General features: G+C 39.7%; 19 protein-coding genes. 3 read left to right on the plus strand and 16 right to left on the minus strand.

Features of this window, described 5'->3' with window-relative positions; all coding sequences use genetic code 11:
* Positions 1 to 13 precede the first annotated feature (13 nt).
* From cas9 to gcvT, 11 genes are all read right to left on the minus strand, one after another.
* Positions 14 to 4213 (minus strand): type II CRISPR RNA-guided endonuclease Cas9, encoded by a 4200-nt coding sequence (gene cas9 / locus DYH63_RS02710; protein ID WP_116787333.1) that lies wholly within the window; start codon positions 4211 to 4213, stop codon positions 14 to 16.
* Between the two features lie 596 nt (positions 4214 to 4809).
* Positions 4810 to 4950: an SsrA-binding protein gene (locus tag DYH63_RS02715; RefSeq protein ID WP_116787334.1), complete on the minus strand. Its 141-nt coding sequence runs from the start codon at positions 4948 to 4950 to the stop codon at positions 4810 to 4812.
* 103 nt (positions 4951 to 5053) lie between these two features.
* On the minus strand, positions 5054 to 7093 hold the full coding sequence (locus DYH63_RS02720) for a M56 family metallopeptidase (RefSeq protein WP_116787335.1): 2040 nt from the start codon (positions 7091 to 7093) through the stop codon (positions 5054 to 5056).
* Between the two features lies 1 nt (position 7094).
* Positions 7095 to 7454, minus strand: coding sequence for a BlaI/MecI/CopY family transcriptional regulator (locus tag DYH63_RS02725; protein WP_116787336.1), 360 nt, complete (start codon positions 7452 to 7454; stop codon positions 7095 to 7097).
* A 176-nt stretch (positions 7455 to 7630) separates the two neighbouring features.
* Complete coding sequence (locus DYH63_RS02730) at positions 7631 to 8353, minus strand: head GIN domain-containing protein (protein WP_116787337.1); 723 nt, start codon at positions 8351 to 8353, stop codon at positions 7631 to 7633.
* 117 nt (positions 8354 to 8470) lie between these two features.
* A complete protein-coding gene (locus tag DYH63_RS02735) occupies positions 8471 to 9529 on the minus strand; it encodes a DUF4097 family beta strand repeat-containing protein (protein ID WP_116787338.1) in 1059 nt (352 codons plus the stop codon).
* Positions 9513 to 10064 (minus strand): hypothetical protein, encoded by a 552-nt coding sequence (locus DYH63_RS02740; protein WP_116787339.1) that lies wholly within the window; start codon positions 10062 to 10064, stop codon positions 9513 to 9515. Before DYH63_RS02740 ends, DYH63_RS02735 begins: the two co-directional genes overlap by 17 nt.
* A complete protein-coding gene (locus tag DYH63_RS02745) occupies positions 10061 to 10615 on the minus strand; it encodes an RNA polymerase sigma factor (protein WP_116787340.1) in 555 nt (184 codons plus the stop codon). The genes DYH63_RS02740 and DYH63_RS02745 overlap by 4 nt, the downstream gene beginning before the upstream one ends.
* Before the next feature lie 333 nt (positions 10616 to 10948).
* A complete protein-coding gene (locus DYH63_RS02750) occupies positions 10949 to 11659 on the minus strand; it encodes a YebC/PmpR family DNA-binding transcriptional regulator (RefSeq protein ID WP_116787341.1) in 711 nt (236 codons plus the stop codon).
* Positions 11660 to 11727: 68 nt separating this feature from the next.
* On the minus strand, positions 11728 to 13764 hold the full coding sequence (locus tag DYH63_RS02755; protein ID WP_116787342.1) for a S41 family peptidase: 2037 nt from the start codon (positions 13762 to 13764) through the stop codon (positions 11728 to 11730).
* A 126-nt stretch (positions 13765 to 13890) separates the two neighbouring features.
* Positions 13891 to 14973: a glycine cleavage system aminomethyltransferase GcvT gene (gene gcvT / locus DYH63_RS02760; protein ID WP_116787343.1), complete on the minus strand. Its 1083-nt coding sequence runs from the start codon at positions 14971 to 14973 to the stop codon at positions 13891 to 13893.
* Positions 14974 to 15135: 162 nt separating this feature from the next.
* Between gcvT and DYH63_RS02765 the strand changes: the two genes are divergently transcribed.
* Positions 15136 to 15690, plus strand: a complete 555-nt coding sequence (locus tag DYH63_RS02765) for a hypothetical protein (protein ID WP_116787344.1) — start codon at positions 15136 to 15138, stop codon at positions 15688 to 15690.
* 91 nt (positions 15691 to 15781) lie between these two features.
* Here the strand turns inward: DYH63_RS02765 and DYH63_RS02770 are convergent, their stop codons facing one another.
* On the minus strand, positions 15782 to 17359 hold the full coding sequence (locus tag DYH63_RS02770) for a L,D-transpeptidase family protein (RefSeq protein ID WP_116787345.1): 1578 nt from the start codon (positions 17357 to 17359) through the stop codon (positions 15782 to 15784).
* A 189-nt stretch (positions 17360 to 17548) separates the two neighbouring features.
* On the opposite strand from DYH63_RS02770, the gene DYH63_RS02775 reads away from it, so the two are divergent.
* Together DYH63_RS02775 and trxA are read left to right on the plus strand one after the other, a co-directional pair.
* Entirely contained in the window at positions 17549 to 18961 is a 1413-nt protein-coding gene (locus tag DYH63_RS02775) for an MBL fold metallo-hydrolase (RefSeq protein WP_116787346.1), read from the plus strand.
* A gap of 95 nt (positions 18962 to 19056) precedes the next feature.
* Entirely contained in the window at positions 19057 to 19359 is a 303-nt protein-coding gene (gene trxA, locus DYH63_RS02780) for a thioredoxin (RefSeq protein WP_116787347.1), read from the plus strand.
* Positions 19360 to 19437: 78 nt separating this feature from the next.
* Here the strand turns inward: trxA and DYH63_RS02785 are convergent, their stop codons facing one another.
* The 4 genes from DYH63_RS02785 to DYH63_RS02800 form a co-directional block, all read right to left on the minus strand.
* Positions 19438 to 20508 carry an agmatine deiminase family protein gene (locus DYH63_RS02785; protein WP_116787348.1) on the minus strand — a complete coding sequence of 357 codons (1071 nt, stop codon included), beginning with the start codon at positions 20506 to 20508 and terminating at the stop codon, positions 19438 to 19440.
* A gap of 101 nt (positions 20509 to 20609) precedes the next feature.
* Positions 20610 to 21485, minus strand: a complete 876-nt coding sequence (locus DYH63_RS02790; protein ID WP_116787349.1) for a carbon-nitrogen hydrolase — start codon at positions 21483 to 21485, stop codon at positions 20610 to 20612.
* A gap of 245 nt (positions 21486 to 21730) precedes the next feature.
* Positions 21731 to 22168 (minus strand): SRPBCC family protein, encoded by a 438-nt coding sequence (locus DYH63_RS21425; RefSeq protein WP_205528275.1) that lies wholly within the window; start codon positions 22166 to 22168, stop codon positions 21731 to 21733.
* A gap of 136 nt (positions 22169 to 22304) precedes the next feature.
* Entirely contained in the window at positions 22305 to 22505 is a 201-nt protein-coding gene (locus tag DYH63_RS02800) for a DUF4134 domain-containing protein (RefSeq protein WP_116787350.1), read from the minus strand.
* Positions 22506 to 22648 lie beyond the last annotated feature (143 nt).

A 22648-nucleotide genomic window follows, 5' to 3' on the forward strand; every position in this document is an offset into this window, starting at 1 on the left:
CTATTCATATTTGTCAGATTTTAAATATTACAGTGCCATCAAGTGCCATCTCAAAATCCGGCCCCTCTACAATAAAGTTCCATTGCTTTTGGGTAAGACGTAAAAACATTGTTTTTTCATCTGCATTGTAATAAGGTAATTCTTTATTATCCTTTTTAAGTTCCGTATCCATACCAGCCGCCAAATGATGCTTAAACCTTATCCTCCCATCACCTTCAAATCCATACATTTTATACATTCGAGTGGACAATTCAACCTTTGACAATTCTAATAATTCTTCAGGCGAATCCTTATAGAATATTGCTTTTATCCCTGACTTTAAAACAGCGTGTAGAGGAATTCTTTTTGATTTTTTTAATTTCCCTATTTCCACATGATTATAATATGGTTCTTCAAAATATTGTTGGTCATTCATTATTTTTGACTCCGCTAGTGAACCTATACTTAATACTTTTATATTTTTATCATTCCCGTCTTTACTCTTATAAAACAAGCATACAGGATTTCCGCCATTTTCAGCTAATGTGTTATGCTTATAATCTTTTGATGAAGCAAAGCTATGTCTTTGGACACGAATAGCCGAATCATACTTTAATTTATCATTTATACAACGTATCCTCCTAATCTTGTTTATCTTTTCACCATTCTTTCCAAGCATATATACCCCTTCTGTCAAAGCCGTTTTGAAATCCGAGGCCTCCACCTGCTGTTTAATCATCCTGAATAAATCTTTGTCAACTATTTCTTTCTCTATCTGCTCTAAAGATTTATACCCCGGAGAATTAGGGTCTTTACTATAAACTAATGGCTTTCTGATTACTAAATGAATTTTCTCATCAAGTTTCATCTTACCATTTTCTTCAAATAGTATTTTTCCATCTTCATTTCTAAGCGGTAATTTTATAGCTCCGAAAAGTGTTTCTTTATGCAGTTGCCCGCGTATAGTATCACCTTTGGCAACCCGTATGGTTCCATCATTGTTTTTTACAATTTTTCCGCGTTTTCTTACCGTTTTATATGTAGGTAAAGTGGTTTTGTTTTCAGCAATGTTATTAATCAGTATTTGGTGCTCAATACCAAGTATTTTTCCTGCCGAAAAGTTTTTCCAGTCCTTCGGGTTTTCATGATAGCACGAGGTATTGTCTCTATCCTTTTGTTCGTTATACTTTTGTAGTATCTTATCCCTGTCATAAAACGGCGGAATTAACGTAAGTATAGCGGCATCGATGGCATGATGGCTGTGTACTTTTCTGTTCTTCTTTTCAAAAGGCGGATTTACCTCATAAATTTCTTTAAACGCATGTACTACACTGCCTTTTTCTACCGCTACTTTGCTAAATACCGTTTTTAGGTAGGGTAGGGTATATTTAGTAATTATTTGGGTATCGCGAAGCTGGCTGTTTTTCCACGCCGGATTATACTCTACAAGAGTAAAGGTGCGTAGCTTGGATTTCCAGTAATCTAAATCCATCTTAGCCATATGCTTGCGCTGAATGCAGTTATCTTTAATCTCTTTGGTTGAAGCAAATTTTGCCCTGTTACGCCAATCGTCATAAAGTTTCTGAAGATCTTCGATTTTTTTCCAGGATTCCCTTATGTCTTCTTTTCCCTTTCTGTCGGTTACTACTTTTAAAGACCTTTTACCAAAAATGCGCTCCATAGTGCTTAAAATGGCCGGATAGGTTTTGCCGTTAACAGTTGCGTCGTGCTCGTAATTAGGCAGTTGAGTAGGGAACAGCTTACCTTTCACATGCCTGTTGTAATGTGTATCAGCCAGGGTAAGATTTTTAAGTTCGCTATCAAAGCTCATGCTTGCCGGTATGGTATGTTCTATATCAAACATCACTCCGTTAAACACCTCACTACCACTAATAGGCTTACCTGTGTATAGGCATATTCTGCCCTGTTCTTCCCACAGGCGTATTTTACGCACAAGGGTTTTATCATCTTCACTAAAAGTGGTTCCCGATTCGGCATTAATTTCCCTTATAATATCGCGGAACTTCTGGTTTTCACGCTCGCGCTCGTTATTCCATTTTTCAATGGCTTTACGGGTATTGGCATCATTAAGTTCACGTGCAATTTCAATAACTATGCGGGTATCTTCTTCTATGGCATTTGTTTTAAGAAGATGATTAACCAGCTGTTTCAGCTTGTGCATAGTCTTTAATGCCATAGGGTTTTTAAGCCCTTTGCTTATTGGCTCCGGGCTGCCTAGCAGCTTTAATGAACGCCCCTCATAATCTGCGTCCGGGTGTTTATTTACAAAGGTTTCTTTTTTCTTAAACGGTACATAAACATCTTTACCCTTTAGTGTAAAATGAGCATATTCCTGAGCAGCGGTATAGTTTTCCTGTTCAGATGGATGCCATAAAAAGTTCTTTCTTTTATCAGGAAGGTTATATGCTTTTTGAAGGTAATCAAAAACCTGGTCGTGCAGCCGCAGTGGCTGGGTAAATACACCACTTTTTTCTCTGACAGATGTCATTAAAAAAGATTTAAATTTTGCTGATACATCAGCTATTATGCCTTCTTTTTCCTCTTCGGTAAATTCTTCCCAGGTTTTGGTGCTAAATGTTTCTATAATTTTTTTGTACACACGTGCCTGTTCCTCATCATCCAGCAACCTGCCATCTTCTATGGTGTAGCGTCCTGCATTTAGTTCATCGGCTATCAGGCTGTTTACAACTGCATTTATCTGTTTTTGCCTGCCATTCTCTCTAAATATTTTTTCGGTTTCTTCAGAGAAATGCTCAATAAGCCCATCAGTAATGCTATCGGCACCTAAAACCTTATACAAGTTAGCCATATACACAGCCTGGCTGTAAATGTAACCTCTTTGCAGGTAAGGGAGTATCTTTTTAATTGCCGAAAGGCTAAGTGTGGCATACCCTTGCTTTAAGCTTTTTGAAGCAAACTTATTGGCAATATCCTCATCTAAACCAAGCTTATTCACCGCAAATTCTTTCAGGCTTTCGCGGTCATCAAAGGTACTAAGCACATGCCAGATGTCTTCAAAAGTATATCCTGTGCCTGTTTTTTTTTGTTGTCTGGCTTCGCGGTTGTTTATATCATCCCAACCGTATTTATCTTTCCAGTTATCGCCTAAAATATCATTAAAAAACTTTAGCAACTTTGCCGAAACTATTTTAGTGTCTTCCTTAAACCTTGCATTAGTTGCAGCACCATCTTTTTTTAACTGGGTTAAAATTGATTTAAGTTCAAAATCATCAGATGCCTTAAAGAATAGCGGATAAATTTTATCTTTCAGATAATCTGCTTTTGCAATGCCTGCAGGCGGCTCTATGTTTAGGTTATTTATAAAAATCCAGGTACGGTATTCCTCATACAATGGGTGGCTTATAGGGGCACGTTTTTTACCCGGCTCATAAATGCAGTTGCCTATAAGCCCTTTTTGTGTACGCAACGGGCGCTGCCAAATAATGGCTTTCCATAGTTTTTGATAATCTTCATCACTAATGTTATGTACCCGGCATATCTCTTTTAGTTCATTTTCATAATCTTTACGCAGGTTGTAACGTTGCCTTATGCGCCCGCCACGAGCTTTTTGATATTGATATAGTGCGGCACCCAGAGTGCCATAGTCATCTATATAAGCAGCAATGTCATTTCGGCCGGCTGTGCCATTCTTATCACTACCTGTTTTTGCTTCCTCCTCATCACGGCCTTTAAAACCACGGCGTTGTACCAGCTGGTAAAATACCCTGCCCAGTACATGTAGATTATCCTGGTATACATTATGGTAATGCTCATCGGCGGCAAAAGCACGAAACGCATAATAACTCTCATCTTTATCTTTACCCAGCAAATGAAAATCGGGTTTACCATCACCGTTAAAGTCAAAACGTAACCAGTTTATAAATGCTTCAGACTGCGGATAACGGCGCCCGTATGGCTTAGTATATTTTCGCCATTCATTCAGTTCTGCAATTGTAAGCGGACACATATTATGGTCTATAAGAAATTGCAGCAGAGCATACTTTCTGTATTTTTCTGACTGGTAGTTACGGCGTTTGTTGCGGCTTTCGGTACGTTTTTGTACACGGGGAAATTCTATCCCTTTTTCTGAAGCTACACCTTTTTCAAAGGTTAGTACACCGCTATGTATAATTTGGTTATCTCCTGCTGCAGTATCTCTTATAGCCCAGCCTATAGAATTTGTGCCTAAATCAAGGCCTAATGTTTTGCTCATCTTATTGTTGGTTGGTAGAAGGGGTGATTATTTGATCTTAATCAAAAACTAAATTAAGAAAATATTAAACGAAAATGTACTTTGTAAGTTATTTTTTATACATTCGTAGTATTGAAAGCAATTCACAATAAGGCTATAAGCCGAAGAAAATCTTTAGTCCTGCGTCTCGTGGGACTTTTTTTATTTTAAGGGATAAAATAAATCAAACGAGATCATTCAAAAACATTCAGCAAAAATTTTACTTGTAAGCAAAATAGGAGTCAGGTTCTGATTTAACCAAGGATTTTTCTTGGGGAGTATATTACCTGAAAAATAATATTATGGTACAGGGCAATCAATATTTATAATGGGATATTTTAAAAAGGAAGGGGCGGCTTAAAAAACAAAATGCCCTTCTAAGAAGAAGGGCATTTCAAACCAACCAACCAATATAAGTTTTCAGGTCGAAAACTTATAATGCAAATATAAGGCGTACATCTGATACTATTTGTAAATGATTTGTTAATTGGGCAAATCTTAAGAAAATACAGCTAACTTTACAATGCTTCAAAAAGAAACAGTTAATTAGATGATAATATTTCAGCTTTTAAAGCTAATTAATTAACGGCACGTGTTGTTACCCAATACTTCCAGGCTATTATGGCTTTCTGAAATTTAGTGGCTTTAGCCAAATCCAGTTGCTGTTTTGTATAATTAGGCAGTAGTATATGATTTAGTTTTGCTAAAATTTTAAACATGGCGGTACGTTTTTGGTATAATCAAATATAACAAAAGGCAGCCTTTTAGAGCCGCCTTCTGGTCATAATAAATTGTTATTTATTATATTAACTTAACCTCAAATTATTTTTGTGCCTTTTGTGCTTTCTTCCTTTCGGCTTTATATTTTGCACGTTCGGCTTCCATTTCTGCTCTTATTTTTTTCATTTCTTTACGGGCATCATCCATCTCCTGCCTTGATTTCTCCATTTCCATTTTCATCTTTTCGGTAAAGAAACTTAATTTGTAAGCACTCTCTTTTTGTAGTTTCGCTGCTGCCCGTTCACTTATTTGTTGTGGCCTGTTGTCATATCCGTTTGCAGTGGCTGTAGTAAAAATTCCTGCGCTTCTGGTTGTTGCCAGTTCTTTTTTTAGCTCATCAAGCGTTAAATCGCTATAAGCCTCATCGCTGTCTTTTATCAACAGGTACTGGTCATCTGTCATCTCTTCATATGCCTTAACATCGTCATTAACGTAAGAGCCTATAACTACACGTTGCCTTATAGTTGGTGTACTAATAGATGTAGGCTCTGAAGTGTAAGCATATGCCTGGGTACGCGGCAGCATTGCAAACCCTCTTGCTGAAACGGTGCGGCGGGTTGTAATCTCAATTACACCTTCTTTTGCATCTTTACCATACTTCTTTTTAGCTTCTTTATTTTTAAGTACTGTCATTCCTTCTACCTCTTCGCCGGCAGGTAGTTTAAGAACTTCTCCTTTAGGTAATTTTTTACCATTTAAAACTATAAGTACATCTCCCATATTTATTTCTGTTGGCTTCGATACCGTCCTTACAGCACCACCATTTTTAGGAGAGTCGGTATATGTTCTGCTTGAAGTGCTTATAGAATAAGTAGAATCGGCAGCAACAGCATTAGAAATAGCCTCTGCTTTTGCATAAGTAACTCCGGTAAGTTTTTTACTTACATGGCTTCCAAAAACTATTTTAAGAAGGCCTGTATCATCCTTTTCAACTTCAATGGTAAAGGCTGTTATAGGATCGGTACCGTTTACTTCATATACTTTATCCTGGTCTTTTGCCTTAACAGCTACCCTGATGCCGGTAATCTCTTTTTTACTGTTGCGTTTAATGTTACTTATGGTTACGTCGGTATCAAACTCTTCTTTAAAGATGTCTTTTTCGGCCTGTAATTCTTCATCTTTACTGTCTTTTGTAATTTCAATGGACATTTTAATCCTTTCAGAAATTTTAGGCTGCACAGGGAGCTGTTTTTCCTGTGCGACAACTTTTACCTGAAAGGCCAGTACGAAGGCTGTAAGTGCGGGCAGCACAATGGCATACTTCCAGAAATTGCGCCTGCGCGATTTTTGTTTGTTTAACATAACGATTCGTTTTTTGATTAGTGATTGATAAAATTGATTGGTAATGCTTATATATTGTGGCTCTATCGAAAGGCGCAACATGGTTTTTTGATAAGCCTTTACATCTGCAACTAATTTAGTAGCCTCAGAATCTGCAATAAACTCCAGGTTTTGAGAAATAGCCTTTTTATATAGCCATACGATAGGGTTGAACCAAAACACGATGCAAAATGTTTGTGCAAGCAGCATATCTACCGAATGTTTTTGGCGGCTGTGCACTTTTTCGTGTGTAAGGATGCTATCCAGCTCCTGAGGTTGTAGTACACCCGAATTATATACGATATAATTGAAGAAAGAAAATGGCGAATCGACATCGGCTGAGTCTACAAGTTTATATGTTTCTGATTTCGTAACACGTTTACCAGCCAGCATTTTCCTTATCTTAAACACATCTGCTAATAGCCTGATGCCAAAAAATGCAAGCCCGATTGCATAAACACCTAATGCTACATAGAACCAGTTTATTTCAAAAGCAGGTTCCGGTATTTTTTGTTCCTGAAGCATAGCGGTATTCATCATGGTGAGTTCCTGCGATGTAAAGGGACGTGCGGGTATAGGGTCTACAAAAATAACCTTAGTGTACTCTGCCAGTGGCAGTAGCGCAGACGTGATAAGCCCGGCAATCAAAAAAAGGCGGTTAGTACCAAAAAAGGTTTCTTTTTTTAGTAATGTATGATATGCCAGAAAAAATACTGCCAGTAGGGCAGAAGCTTTTAAAATGTAAGGTAGCAGGTTTTCCATATCATTCTTTATTTTCGATCATGTTAAGTATTTCACGAAGCTCATCAGCGCTGATTTTTTCTTCTCTTGCAAAAAAGGATACCATGCTTTTGTATGAATTGCCAAAGTAGTTTTCTATAGCGTTGTTCATAAACGCTTTTCGGTACTCTTCTTTAGCAATAATAGGGTAATACTGGTGGGTGTTGCCAAAGGCATTATGGGCTACATAGCCTTTATCTTCCAGGTTACGTATTATGGTACTGTATGTATTGTAATGTGGCTTATCGTCGGTTACTTCTGCCAGTACATCTTTTACAAAAGCTTTTTCAAGCTTCCAGAGTATGTGCATTACTTCTTCTTCTTTATTGGTCAACTTTTGCATGGGTTATCTTTTTATGTATTTCAAAGCTAAAACTATTTTTTTAGTTACACAACTATTTTTATAGTTTAATAACGATAAAGTTAGTTATGTATTGTGTTGATACTATAAATTTACAAAAAAATAAAGCCCCGCCGGATAGGGCAGGGCTACTAACTAACAGTTTAACAGTACTATATTTAAAAAGCTGAAAACTCTCCGGTACCTTCGCGCATAAGGTCTTGTTTTTCGGGTTCGCCGCCAAAGGCAACACTACCTCCGCCATTTATGCGCCCTTTGATTGATTTATTTGTAGCAACTTTGATCGTACCAGATCCCATAAGTACTACATCGGCAGCATCACTTTGCAGTTCTTTTGCCATAATGGTACCTGATCCGGTTAATTTGCAGGCGATGCTTTCAGAATAGCCTGTAAGGGTTACAGATCCTGATCCTACCATGTTAACATCGGTCTTAGGCGAATGCAATGATAGTTTTATAGATCCTGAGCCATTTAGTTTTATGCCCAGGTTAGTATCAATAGTTTTTTTTGAGGTAATGCTGCCCGAACCATAAAGGCTTACTTCATTAAGGGCATTAAAGGGCACCTTAATAAGTATCCTGTTGTGTTTAGACGGTTTTATTTTAAGTCCGTCTTTTATGGCAATGGTAAGCACCTGGTCTTTTACTTCGGCAGTAATAAGCGGAACAATGTTTTCTGCACCCTCTATAGTTAGGGCATCGGCCTTATCTTTTACTAAAATAACATCAAAGGGGCCGTTTACATAGAGCTTGCTGTAGCTGCTTATGTTGTGCTGTGCTGTAACGTGTTTTTTAGCGGCTTCTATAAAGCCAGATTGGTCTTGTGCTGTGGCTGCAAGGGTACATAACATACCCAGTGCAAGTAAAATTGCTTTTTTCATAAAACTGTTCGTTTTTTGGACACTGCTTTAGGACAGTGCGGTTAATGATTGATTAAAAAATGATTGATGATTATTATAAAGGCAGGGTGATTAAGCCTGCCTATGTAACAGGGATGATTAGTTCCTGCTTAATTTTATGTCTCCGTATTCTGCTTTTGCATACAATTTGCACTGCCCTGTACCGCTTGCGCTGTTACCTTTGTAGTATACCGAGAAATCTTTTTCGATTTTTTCTGTAAACTTTAGCAGGTCTTTGCCGCTTAGGCTTCCGTATTCAAGGCTAAACTCAAAACTAAATCCAAGGTTGTTTGCCAGCCCCAGCTTTGTTGTGCCATAAGTGCTGTTTACTACAATATTCCTGGCAGATGTGGCCACTTCGTTTACGTTTACGTCGCCATAGTTTATGCCTACATTCAGCAGGTTATCTACACGGCCAAATTTGCAGGTAGTATAATCTGCCTTAAGGTTTATTTTATCGGCAGTATTTACTTTAAAGTCGCCATATTGTATGGTCATGCTGGCATCGCCTACATCGCCTATTTTTACGGGAGTGTATTGGGCATCGCCTATTATTTTTCCTGCCCTGGTTATATCCATGTCACTGTATTGCATTTTAAGCTGGGCTGCCTTAATGTATTTTATGTGCGATCCGCCACAGTATTGCAGGTCTATACGGTTATTGTCAGCATGAGCTTCATCAATGGTAAGGCTACCATACTGGCAGTCAATGTTCATACCGCCATATATTTTACCCAGGCGTATGCCGCCATACTGGTTGTTTAAGCCCAGCGTGCCGTTTTTAGGAATCCTTATGGTATAGTTGATCTCCATATTAATGTTCCTACCCCTGGCTCTAAAGTTGCCTATGCGTGTACGTGCAGAAACCAGGCTTTTTGTAGCCTCAAAATCTACATCAAGGCTGTTGAGCCTTTTTACAACGTCTTCTTCATCATTGCCGCTAACGGTAATGGTAACTTCAATATCGGTACGGTCTTCATCCCAGGTAGTAATTACAATGTTGCCATATTTGTTTCCTACCTGTAGGGCGGCGTTATTGTTTACGGCATACACTTTATTTATCTTTTTCTCTTTTGTGTATTTTCCCTTTACAATACCTGCAAATGCCAGTGTGGGTATAAACATCAGAAGTAACAGGTAATTATGTATTGTTTTCATGATAGCTCTCTTTAATTTTTTTGATGTTTTCTATTTGTGTAAGTACCTCTTCTAAAAATGATATCCGTGTTTGCAGGTTGGTTATCATGGCATGTATTATTTTTTTGCTCTCGCCTTTTTGATCTAGTTCCTGTGCCAGGGCATCATAATCTTTTTCCAGCTTATCTAAACGTTGCAGGGCATCGCTAACAAGCTTTTTAGTTGCAGGTGTATTTTCTTTTTCTACCTGTGCCAGTTCTTTTTTAATAACCAGCGAAAAGTATTCCTGTGCCTCACGGTTTTTGGGCGACATATTATTTAGTGCTGTAGCATTATTGCTTACAGAATTGAATATGGCATACAGGCCAAATATCATGGCTATTGCTGCAGCTACGGGTGCTGCCAGCTTTAGCGAAAAGCGTTTTTTAGTTTCTTTCTTTCCTTCTAGCCGTTCCATAAAACGGTGGTGGTGCCCAAGTGCAGGCTCTTCGGTATCCCACTGCCCGTTAAGATGGCTAAAAAGGTTGTCTAACTCGTTTTGATTCTCTTCTTTCATAGTCCTTTCATTTTGTTTAGCAGGCTTTCCCTGGCCCTGCTTATTGTTGTGCGGCAGTTGCCCGGGGTAATATCCAGTATGCTGCAAATTTCGTCCTGGTCATAGCCCTCTATATACAGCAGGGTAAGTATAATGCGGTAACTTTCTTTAAGGCTTGCTATGGCTGCGCCTACCTGTTGTAGCTGTACCTGCTGAAAATTGAGGGTTGCCTCTTCTTTATCATTATCATCCTCCACCTTATACATTATATCTTCCAGCGAATCCATGGCGCCGCGGTTGATCTTTTTGTAACTGTCGAGGCTGTGGTTTACCACAATTTTTTTTAACCATGCACCAAAAGCAACTTCTCCCTTAAACGATGTTATTTTTGTAAAAGCTCTTAAAAAAGCTTCCTGCATTACATCTTCGGCCCAGTGCGCATCTTTTACTATACGCAGTGCGGTATTGTACATAGCTTTATAATAACGGTTGTACACCTCAAACTGCGCATTACGGTTACCCTCCCTGCATAGGGCAACTAAGTGGTCGATATCCTGGTCTGTCTTGGTCAATGTCTTTCTGACTGGTTTTAATATAATGACGTGGCCTTTTTTAAAATGTTACAGTTGGGTAGAAAATATTTAGATTTAAGAGTTAAGATTTTAGAAATAGCTTCACTCTTACCGGTAAAACTGCTTGCCGAACGATATAAGAGCCGTGATTTTAACGTGCCAATGTAGCAATTTTAGAAGTATATAAGGATAAGGCATAAAAAAAGCTGTCTTTTCAGACAGCTTTTGATTATTGTAGTTTAAGGATTGAAGAATTTAAAATTCCGGTCTGATAACGCTCACTAATCCGAGTGAAGCTCATTCTGAAATCTTAATTCTAAAATCTTAAATGCATTATTCCTGCATAGTGTGGTACACGTTCATAACGTCGTCATCTTCTTCAATTTTTTCAAGAAGTTTTTCAACGTCTGCTACCTGGTCTTCGGTAAGTTGTTTGGTTACCTGAGGTATCCTTTCAAAGCCCGATGAAAGTATTTCAATGCTGCGGTGCTCCAGTTCTTTCTGGATAGCGCCAAAGCTTTCAAAAGGGGCATACATCATAATACCGTCTTCGTCAGCAAAGATCTCTTCTACACCAAAGTCGATCATCTCCAGTTCCAGCTCCTCTACATCGCGGCCTTCAGCCGGTATACGGAAGTTACAGGTATGGTCAAACATAAATTCTACAGATCCCTGTGTACCCATGGTACCGTTGCACTTATTAAAATAACTGCGGATGTTAGCTACCGTACGGTTGTTGTTATCTGTTGCCGTTTCTATAAGTATAGCAATACCGTGAGGTGCGTAGCCTTCAAACAGTACCTCTTTAAAGTTAGCGGTATCTTTATCAGATGCTTTTTTAATGGCGCGCTCTACGTTGTCTTTCGGCATGTTTGCCGCTTTCGCGTTTTGTATAACAGCCCTTAACCTGGAGTTGGTTTCGGCATTTGGCCCGCCTTCTTTAACGGCCATCACTATATCTTTACCAATGCGTGTAAACGTTTTGGCCATAGCCGACCAACGCTTCATTTTCCTGGCTTTTCTAAATTCAAACGCTCTTCCCATAATGTTTATGTATTTGCGGCACAAAAGTATAATTATTCGCCGTTTTTACAAAACCAAAATTAGTGCTATTAATGCTTTTTATGATTGCTAAGGTCGTTTAATATATTAATGCTCTCAAAAATGTATGGATCTGTCTTTATACTTTTAATTTTAAAGTCGTTTACCGTTTTTTTATAAGCATCTGTACCTGCAGCATTAAAGCTGCCCGTAACGGTTACAGCATTTTCTTTATCTGCTATTGCAGATACCTCTTTATAAATACCATCAGTACTATGTATCTGGTCGTACACCCGGCTAAAAGTTACCGGCAGCGGTGGCTTTTTAGACTGGTATACCTCGTTAATGCGGCCGTCAAGTGTCTTTATCTCATTCAGGAATTTATTAGTTGTAATGCGCTCTTTACTCAGGGTAACCGCTTTTTTAATTTCGGTATCCGGCATTTTTGTATAGCGAAGGTGCACGTCTATACTATCGTTTGGCATAGCATTAGGCATTGCGCTTTCGCGCGGTATTATCTGGCTAAAAAGCATCGGCATCTCTACATCTGGTATAATGCCGGTATACTGGCTGCTACGCCCGCTTACACGATAAAACCTGTCAACGGTAACCTTTATAAAATTAGCTTCGTCATTTTCTTCCAGTGGCATAATGGTTTGCATAGTAGCTTTGCCCAGAGTAGGGCTGCCCACAATTACGGCACGGTTATAATCCTGCATTACCCCGGCAAAAAATTCGCTTGCCGAAGCGCTGAGGCCATTTACCAACACTACCATAGGGCCGTTGTACAGCATACCGCGGTTGTAATCGCGTATGGTGTTGTATTGCATATTTTTATCTGTGAGTACAGATATGGGGCCAAAGTTAATGAACATTCCCGCCATGCGGATAACCTCTTCCATAGAGCCGCCGCCATTAAACTGAAGGTCGATTATTAGCCCGCTGATGCCTTGTTTCATGAGCGATGTAACTTCTTTTGCTACATCTTCGGCAACACCGCTTTGGCCTTCCTTGTCAAAGCTGCTGTAAAAAGTCGGGATTTTTATATAACCTGTTTTTTGTTTCCCTTCGCCTAAGGCATAACTGTATACCAGGTTCTCATCATCTTTCATTACCTCCTTAGTAAGCGTTACGGTATACATAGTACCGTCTTTTTTGCGAAGCGTAATGTCTACATCTCTGTAGGTGTCGCTGTTTACAATGTTTGTAATGGCATCCATAGATGCGCACGATACTATAAACTCTGTTTTATTAGAACCCAGTTTAATGATCTTGTCGCCCTTTTCTATTTTATTTGTACCAAAGGCAGGCCCGCCGGGAACTACTTCTTCTACCACAATTTCTTCTTCCTGGTTCTGGCTTACATACAGGCCCAGTGAATAATTTTGTGTAGAAATGCCTGATACAAATGATGCCCTTTCGTTATAATTAAAATAGGTAGAATGCGGGTCAAAATAGGAGCAGAACACATTGTAGAATTTGCCATACATACTGTCTTCAAAACCTTCGGCAGGAGCCAGGTCGTTATCTGTGCGGCATATATAAGTATCTATAACCTTTGTTTTAGTGGCAGGAAATAGTTTTGGCAATTGTTTAGTAAGCGAATCTTTATTTTTAGAAAGCTCAGAAATATCTTCCAGTATATCAAAAGTTATTTTTTTGCGCAGGTATTTTTTAATGCGCTGCGGGTCTTTTAAAAAAGGATAACTTTTTTTAGAATAGTAAATGGTATCTGTAGTGTTATAAGTAAGCTGTTCTGTAGCCAGCTCCTGTATAAACTTTTTATTGCGTTGCAGGGCGGTACGATAGGTATTTATAAAATCGGTAAAAAAAGAACAATCTTTCGCTTTTATATAATCGTCTATTTTTAGTTTATGTACAGCTAATTTATTGAATTCATCTTCGGTAAACAGTACGTGGTTATCATCAAGCTGGTCAATAATAGTATTAAACACATAGGCAGAAAGGCTGTCGTTTACAGGCTTGGGCTTAAAATGTTTTTCCTGCAAAACATCGCTTATGCGGCTAAACACCCGGCATGCTTTAGCATTGTCCTGGGCATAAGAAATTGATGTTATAAGGATTGCGAGGGCAGCCAGCTTTTTCATAGTAGTAATGCGGTTTATCTCAAATTTAGAGAAAATCTGTAAGCGATTTTTTATTTTAACCCCATATTTACAAAAAAAGCCGCAAACCTGTAAAGATTTGCGGCTAATATATTGATAAGTATATCCTTACTTTTTGTAGAACGGTAGTTTAACCACTTTTGCAGGGATATCATTCTTACGGATGCGGATAAATATTTCACTATCTTCTGTAGCATAAGCCACCGGCACATAGCCCAGGCCAATACCTTTATTAAGCGATGGCGCCATAGTACCCGATGTTACAATACCTATAACGGTACCCTGTGCATCTACAATTTCGTAATCGTGGCGTGGTATGCCACGTTCTGTAAGTTCAAAGCCTACAAGTTTGCGGCTAACACCGGCTTCTTTTTGCTGTTTAAGCGCTTCGCTGTTTACAAAATCTTTACTGAATTTTGTAATCCAGCCCAGCCCGGCCTCAAGCGGAGAGGTAGTATCATTAATATCATTACCATACAGGCAGAAACCCATTTCAAGGCGAAGAGTGTCGCGTGCAGCAAGGCCTATTGGCTTAATGCCATAAGCAGCTCCGGCTTCAAATACCTTATTCCATATCTGTTCGATCTCGCTGTTCTTGGCATAGATCTCAAAACCACCGCTACCGGTATATCCTGTAGCAGAAATAATAACATTTTCGATACCTGCAAAATCTGCCACTTCAAAATGGTAGTATTTAATGGCAGCAAGGTCTATAGATGTTAGCGGTTGCATGGCCTCCATAGCTGTAGGCCCCTGTATGGCAAGCAGCGAATAATCTTCGCTAATGTTGCGCATGTCTACACCCAGGTCGTTGTGCTGCGATATCCAGTTCCAGTCTTTTTCTATGTTGCTGGCGTTTACTACAAGCAGGTATTGCTCGTCTTTAATTTTATATACAATAAGGTCGTCTACAATACCACCTTCTGCATTAGGCAGGCAAGAATACTGTGCACGGCCTATGGTTAGCACAGACGCGTCATTACTGGTCACTTTTTGTATCAATGCAAGTGCATTAGGGCCGCTAAGCAAAAACTCGCCCATGTGCGAAACGTCAAAAACGCCCACACCGTTTCTTACGGTTTCGTGTTCTGCAGTAACCCCTTCATATTGTACCGGCATATTATAGCCTGCAAACGGCACCATCTTGGCACCTAAAGATTCGTGAATGTGCGTAAGCGCTGTATTTTTCATTTATTATCAGAATAAAATTTAAAAGCGCTAATTTATTGAAAAAAACGCAACCAAACGCGTTATTTTTCGGGTATTACTATTTTAATGTGCAATGTTATAAATTTGTGAGTCCATTTACGGCCGGCTTATTTTTTCATACATTTGCCTATACTTTATTATGTTATGCGGTATCTTTTTTTGCTTACAGTTTTTATATGTTTTTCGGTTAATGCACAGGTAGGTGCTACCATGCACTGCGGTTATGACTTTACCTCTTATTTTGTGGTAGATGCGCATGAGGCAGGTAAAACAGAAAACGTAAAAAACCTTAAGGTAACCATAGTAGACAGCCTGGGGCGCGAAGTAATAAACATTAATAATATATACAGCTGGCAAAAGTCGAACCAGCCAATGGTATTTAGTATGAACTACAGGGTGGGTAATGACAATAAACCGTTGCCGCCGGATGCCGTTATTACGGGAAAAGAGCGCTTTTTCTTTCCGTATGCAAAGGACAATTACTTATTATCAGTTTCTAATAAATTTCCTGCTGAAAACTTTAGCTTTAAGATAGAAGACATAGACGGTAAAGAAAACGGAGGGCATTTTAAAACCGTAATCGTTCCGCTAAATGCTTATAATATGTATGTACTGTGCAGTAGCGAAAGCCAGCAGGCAGCCATTAAATTTGGGCGTAAAATGAACAAGCCCATTGATGTAGTGCTTGAAAAGCAATGAGGTAAAAAAATGCCACGAATTACTCTAAAATGCACAAAATAAATTCGTGTATATTAGTGCAATTCGTGGCAAAATATAATATTAAAAGCTCTTAATTATACAGTAAGCCTGCAAGGCTGTTATCTCTATCGTAGATATCATCAAAAAAGGCTACGTTACCGTTATCATCTGCCCAGGCAGTAAAGTAGGTAATATATACCGGTATTTTGTTTTTAAGGGCATAGGTATTTTCTTTGTCAGCATTCATGGCTTTGTCTACTTTAGCGGCATCCCAGCCACCATCTTTACCCGTAATTTTTATCGCAAGTTCACGGGCTTTTTCTACACGCACACAGCCGTGGCTAAAGGCGCGGTCGTCCTGGTTAAACAGGCTTTTGGCAGGGGTATCGTGCAGGTAAATGTTATTAGAGTTAGGGAACATAAATTTCACCTTACCAAGCGAGTTTTGCCCACCCGGCTTCTGACGAATATTACCATTATTGTAATACTCCATATTGTGGTTAGCAAGGTAATTTGGATTTTTAGCAATGCCCGGTTTAATCTCTTTCTCCACAATACTTTTCGGAATGTTCCAGTACGGGCTAAAAGCCAGATAGCTCATATTACCGCTAAAAACTACAGTTTTATTTAGCTCTTTACCTACTACTACGTTAGATATCAGGTCGATCTTGCCATCTTTAACATAACGCAGCCTGTATGATGGTATGTTTACCGCAATGTACTCTTTTTGTGTATTAATAGCCGGTGTTACCCAGCGGCAACGTTCCATATTTACGGTTATCGATTTTATCCTGTCGTCTATAGATACATTAAGCTCTTTAATAATTGCAGGGCCTACCTTACCGTCAAATTCACGGAAATGATTTTTTTCGTATAAGGTAACAGCGTCTTTAAGGCTGCTGTCAAACACATTGCTTTTACTGTCAGATTTCAGATAGCCTTCGGCAGCAAGCCTCGCTCTTAGTTGGGTAACTGCTACACCGCTGTCGCCTTCTTTAATGGCTTTAACACCTTCAGGCAGAGTAATACTTTCCCAACCGCCTTTCTTTTTTATATCACGGTATTTTACTAATCCTTTTTTCAGGGCAAAATATTGATTAAACATTCCTTCTTTATCACCCTTTACTTTGGCAGGGTCTTTCATTAGTGTGTCCAGGTAAGCTACATAATCGGTACGTTCACGCGGCAGATACCAGCCTGTTTCGCGGCTTTTATCTGCAGGCAGTCCATCTAATGTTTTGTTGGCCCAAAAAAAGTACATTGAGCTAATAAGCAGTTCAGACTGTACATTGGGTTTCTCACCACGTCCGGAATCCTGAAAAAGGTCATCGAGTACATTTTTGTAGGGCACTTTACTAGGCAGGCCGTCATTGCCAAGCTGGTTAACCTGGTTGTACAATGCTTCGGCAAATTCTATTAGCCCACGTTTTTCATGCCATATATAATGTGGATGTTTTTTGTATAAAGCGCTAATCTCGCTACTGTATTTTTTATAATCAGGATATTTATTGTAGAACTCTCCAAACTGAGTAGTGTCTAAAGGAATAGTTTTTTCTGCATGGTCGTGCGTTTCGGTATCGGCACCTACATTGTCTTTGTCCTTTTTACAGGAAGTAAACGAGAGCGCCAGTAGTAGTATGGAGCCAATAATTAACTGAATCTTTTTCATAGTATGGTGTTTGTTTTATTTAATAAATGTAGGAAGAATTTTATATTTAAAAAGTATTAATCCTGTCGTTTAACCAATAATTAGTATTAATTGCCAACGATTTATTAAAGTTTAACAGCATGATAAATATCATAGTTTACGCTCTATGCCGGGTTTACTTTTACATTGCTAATGATAAAGTTTTGAGTGATGAAAGTAGAACAGATTTATACCGGATGCCTTGCCCACGCGGCCTATTATGTAGAGAGTAATGGCGAGGCGGCAATTTTTGACCCGCTGCGCGAAGTACAGCCGTATATATACCGTGCCACCAAAGATGGTGCTAAAATTAAATATGTTTTTGAAACGCATTTTCATGCCGATTTTGTAAGCGGGCATCTTGACCTCGCCGATAAAACGGGCGCTGAAATTGTTTTTGGGCCGTGTGCCAAACCCTTGTATGAGGCTGTAATTGCCGAAGACGGCCAGGTGTTTACCTTAGGCGACTATAAAATAAAAGTACTACACACGCCCGGGCATACTATGGAGAGTACCACATTTTTATTGATTGATGAAAATGATGAGCAGCATGGCATCATTACCGGAGATACCCTGTTTATAGGAGATGTGGGCAGGCCGGACCTTGCACGGCATGTAGTATTTGAACTCACCCAGGAAAAGCTTGCAAAGCACCTTTTCCGTTCGCTGCGCGAAAAGATCATGCCATTGGCAGACAATATTATTGTATATCCTAACCATGGGGCGGGCAGTGCCTGTGGTAAAAAGATGAGCAAAGAAACTACCGACACCCTGGGCAACCAGAAAAAGACAAATTATGCCCTTCGTGCTGATATGACCGAAGATGAATTTGTGCAGGAAGTACTTGCCGGGCTGGCACCACCACCGGGCTACTTTCCTAAAAATGTACTGATGAATATTAAAGGCTACGAGAGTTTTGATACGGTACTGAAACGTGCCAGCAAGCCACTTGACCCAGTAGAGTTTGAAATTGCAGCTAATCTTACCGGTGCACTGATACTCGATGTGCGTAACCCGGCTGTTTTTGCAGATGGCTTTATACCTAACAGTATAAACATAGGACTGGACGGTAGTTTTGCCAACTGGGTGGGAGAGATGGTAATGGACATTGACCAGAAAATATTGTTAGTCGCTGATCCCGGAAGGGAGGAAGAAGCCCTAACGCGCCTGAGCCGCGTGGGGTATGATCATACAATAGGATACCTTAGAGGTGGTTATGCGGCATGGTACAACGCCAATAATCCTGTAGAGACCATTGACAGGATAACAGCGGCGGAGTTTGAGATGATTCACAGCCCGTTTGGTTTTGTAGTTGATGTTCGTAAGAAAAGCGAATATGACAGCGAGCACGTTATTAATAGTATAAACGTACCGCTAAACCGCATTTTTGAGCAACTGGCAGTATTCCCTAAAAATAAGAGATTTGTATTATGTTGTGCCGGTGGCTATCGTAGCATGATTGCAGCATCGATATTAAAGAAACTTGGGCACGATAATTTTTTTGAAGTAGAGGGCGGTTTTGCTGCTATTTCTAAAACTTCAGTACCTAAAACAGATTATACAAGCCCCATAAGTTTACTATAGTTGAGTTCATACCCTTTCCTTTTTTTTAAAGCCCTGTTAATGTATTTTGCAGGGCTTTTATATTTAGCTAATTTTATGGCTTAATACTTTTTAGCATGAATGCATTTCAAACACTTATAAATGGCGATACCCCTGTATTGATAGACTTTTTTGCGACATGGTGTGGTCCCTGCAAGATGATGGCGCCCATACTGGACGATGTAAAAACCGAGCTGGGTGACAGCGTAACCATTATAAAAATTGATGTAGATAAAAACCAGGCATTAGTGGCTACATCGCAATTTCAGGTTAGGGGAGTACCCACGCTGATGTTGTTTAAAAATGGTGAAATGCTTTGGAAACAATCTGGCGTAGTGCCGAAGGAAGATTTGGTGAAAACAGTTAAAAGTTTTCAGTAATCAGTGGTCAGTCCCAGTTTACATTCTATGTTCCGTTGATTGAAACTTCTGTAAACTGCGACTGAACACTGCAAACTGTTACAAAGGCTCCTGCTGGCTCAGGCAATGGAAGCTGCCCAGTCCCCAAATAAGGTCTGTGCTGTCTATGCCTATAACCTCGCGGCCTTTAAAGCAATCTGTAAGTATATCAAGTGCTTTTTTATCATTAACATCATCGCGGAATGTAGGTACAATTACGCTTTCATTTGCAATGTAAAAGTTTGCGTAGGATGCCGGTAGTCTTTGGTCTTCCCAAATAACAGCTTTAGGCATTGGCAACTCAATAATGTTTACCTGCTTACCATCCTGCAAGCGCATGCCTTTAAGCAGTTCAAGGTTTTCGTGAAGCAGGTGATAATTTTCGTCGTTCTTATCTTCCTCTACTACAGTTACTACGGTATCTTCGTTTACAAAACGGGTAATATCATCAATATGCCCATCAGTATCATCGCCTACTATACCATCGCCCAGCCATAAAATATGGTCTGCACCATAATATTCAGAAAGATATTCTTCTATTTGCTTCTGGTTGAGGTGTGGATTACGGTTTTCGTTAAGCAGGCAGGCTGTTGTTGTAAGCAACGTGCCTTTGCCGTTAAACTCTACACTGCCGCCTTCCATTACAATACCCGGGTTAAAAAACTTAAGTCCCAGTGCTTCGCCTATGCGTGTAGGGATAACATCATCCAGGTCGTATGGAGGATATTTGTCGCCCCAGGCATTATAACCCCAGTCAACAATAGCCTTTTCTCCGGTTTGTTTATTAACTAGGAAAGCAGGGCCATGATCGCGGCACCAGGCATCGTTAGTAGGATGAAAGTAAAAACTTACGTTTTCTAAAACAGCTCCTTTTACAAGGGCGGCATACATATGCAGTTCGCTTATCGCGAAGTTTTTCATAGCTTCATCAGCTACGTTTATACACACTTTTTGATGGCGCGATACCTGCAAAATAAATTCGCAGTACGGCTTGTAAATGGTGTGTAATTTACCCGGCCATGAAGCCTCTTTGTGCGGCCATGAAAGCCATAGCGCACGCTGCGGCGCAAATTCTGCCGGAAATGTGAAACCCAGTTTCTTTGGAGTCTCTATGTTTTGGAATTGTGACATTTTTTTCTTTTAACCGTACAAGTAGATTGCCGCGCTTCGCTCGCAATGACAGGCCGGTGTGGAACACTGATTATAAACAATAAACCGTAAACAGCCTGGGGCTATTCTTCATCAAGATAACGCTTTGTAATAGGCTGGTAGCTGTCTATCCTGCGGTCGCGAAGAAAAGGCCAGTGTGTGCGGTAATGGTCTGTAGCCTTAGTGTCTACTTCTACCACGGTTGTTTCTTCTTCTTCGTGAGTACCAAGGTACAACAGTTTACCCTGAGGGTTGGCTACAAAGCTGCCACCCCAGAATTTCATGGCACCGTCCTGCTCAAAGCCTACACGGTTAACGCTTACAACGTGTACGCCATTTGCAACGGCGTGAGAGCGCTGAATGGTTTGCCAAGCGTCATATTGTTCTTTGTTTGTATCTTCATCCTGGTCTGTAGCCCAGCCTATAGCGGTAGGGTAGAACATGATTTCTGCGCCCATAAGTGCTGTTATGCGGCTTGCTTCAGGGTACCACTGGTCCCAGCAGATAAGCACGCCAATTTTGGCATATTTGGTCTGGAAGGTTTTATAACCCAGGTCGCCGGGTGTAAAGTAGAATTTCTCGTAGAACGCAGGGTCGTCCGGAATGTGCATTTTGCGGTATTTACCCAGGTATGTACCATCGGCATCTATAACCGCCGTAGTATTGTGGTATAAGCCTTCGGCACGCTTTTCAAATAACGAAGCTATAATTACTACGTTAAGCTCTTTAGCAACTTCGCTAAGCGTTTCGGTGCTTGGGCCGGGAATGGCTTCAGCCAGTTTAAAGTTTTCATAATCTTCTACATCACAAAAATACAGCGATGTAAAAAGTTCCTGCAGGCACACGATCTGAGCGCCATTTGCAGCAGCATTACGAATTTCTCGGATGGCTTTATCCATATTGGGCTGCTTTTCTTTTTCGCAGCTCATTTGTACCAATCCTATCTTTACTTTACCCATGGTGTTTAAATAAAAATTTGAAGCGCAAATTTACGCATTTTTTCGGGATTTTCTTTGCTATGTGCGTTATGCTTTCAGGGCAAACGCATCATTTCATTTGCTTAAATTTTTTGCCACGAATTGCACGAATTTTCACAAATTTCAGGAATCATCAAATTCTTAATATTCAAAGTGATTAAGGAGGAATCAAAATTTGTGAAAATTTGGGCAATTCGTGGCTTATTTTTATAATGCGTATGCTTTAGCTAAAGTAGTATCTCCTTTTTCTCGGCCAGTTCTTTAATTTTTTGCGAGGCTGTTTTTCCAAAATGGGCACTATCATCAAACAGTTTGTCATTTTCGGTAAGTAATGCAAAATCACCTATTTCAATGCCGAGCCAGGTATAGCCGTCAATGTCCGCATTTAGGGTGTAATCATAGCCAATGTGCGATACACCCTGTTCCTGCCACTCGGGTACATAAAGCTGGTACCGCAGGTTTTTATTGATCTTGTATTCTACCACGTCCATGCGTCCCTGGCCGGCGAAGTTAATAATGGTTGCAGGATGGATATCATAATCGCCAAAATCTTCGGGTAACTGACTCCATTGGCGAATGTAATGGGGTTTTGTAAGTACTTCCCAAACACGGGTTACGGGTGCATCTATACGCACGCTTTGTTTTACTACAAGTGAGGTTTCCATAGCTGATTATTTTTAATGTTAGTTCTCAAATTCAATACAAGTTACCCAATCCATATCCGGAAGGAAAGCCTTTTAACGATACATTAAAAAAGCCCATGCTGTTGCACGGGCCTGACTATAAGTTTCAATATACGTTTTAAACGTTCGAATCGTCTCGTGTGCGCTTTACAAGGCTTATGCCGGCAATAAAGAAAATTAGCCCTAAGATGCCGTAAATGGCAATGGTTTTGATGCTCTGCTCTCCCGTATTGCTGTTTACAAAAATATATCCTCCGTAAATAAGCCCTATAATACCGAGGATGGTGAGTACGGTTCCAAAAATTCGTTTCAGGTTCATAGTAAAGATGTTTTGTTTAGTGTGTTGTAAATTTCAGGTTTATTTAAAAATCAGGCATTGTATTTTATAAAACCTTAACGAAATTGTTACTGAATTATCATCTCATTAGCATTTATTGGGAGTTAAAAACAGTAGGTAGTTTT

The organism is Flavobacterium psychrotrophum, from assembly GCF_003403075.1.
Lineage (GTDB): Bacteria > Bacteroidota > Bacteroidia > Flavobacteriales > Flavobacteriaceae > Flavobacterium > Flavobacterium psychrotrophum.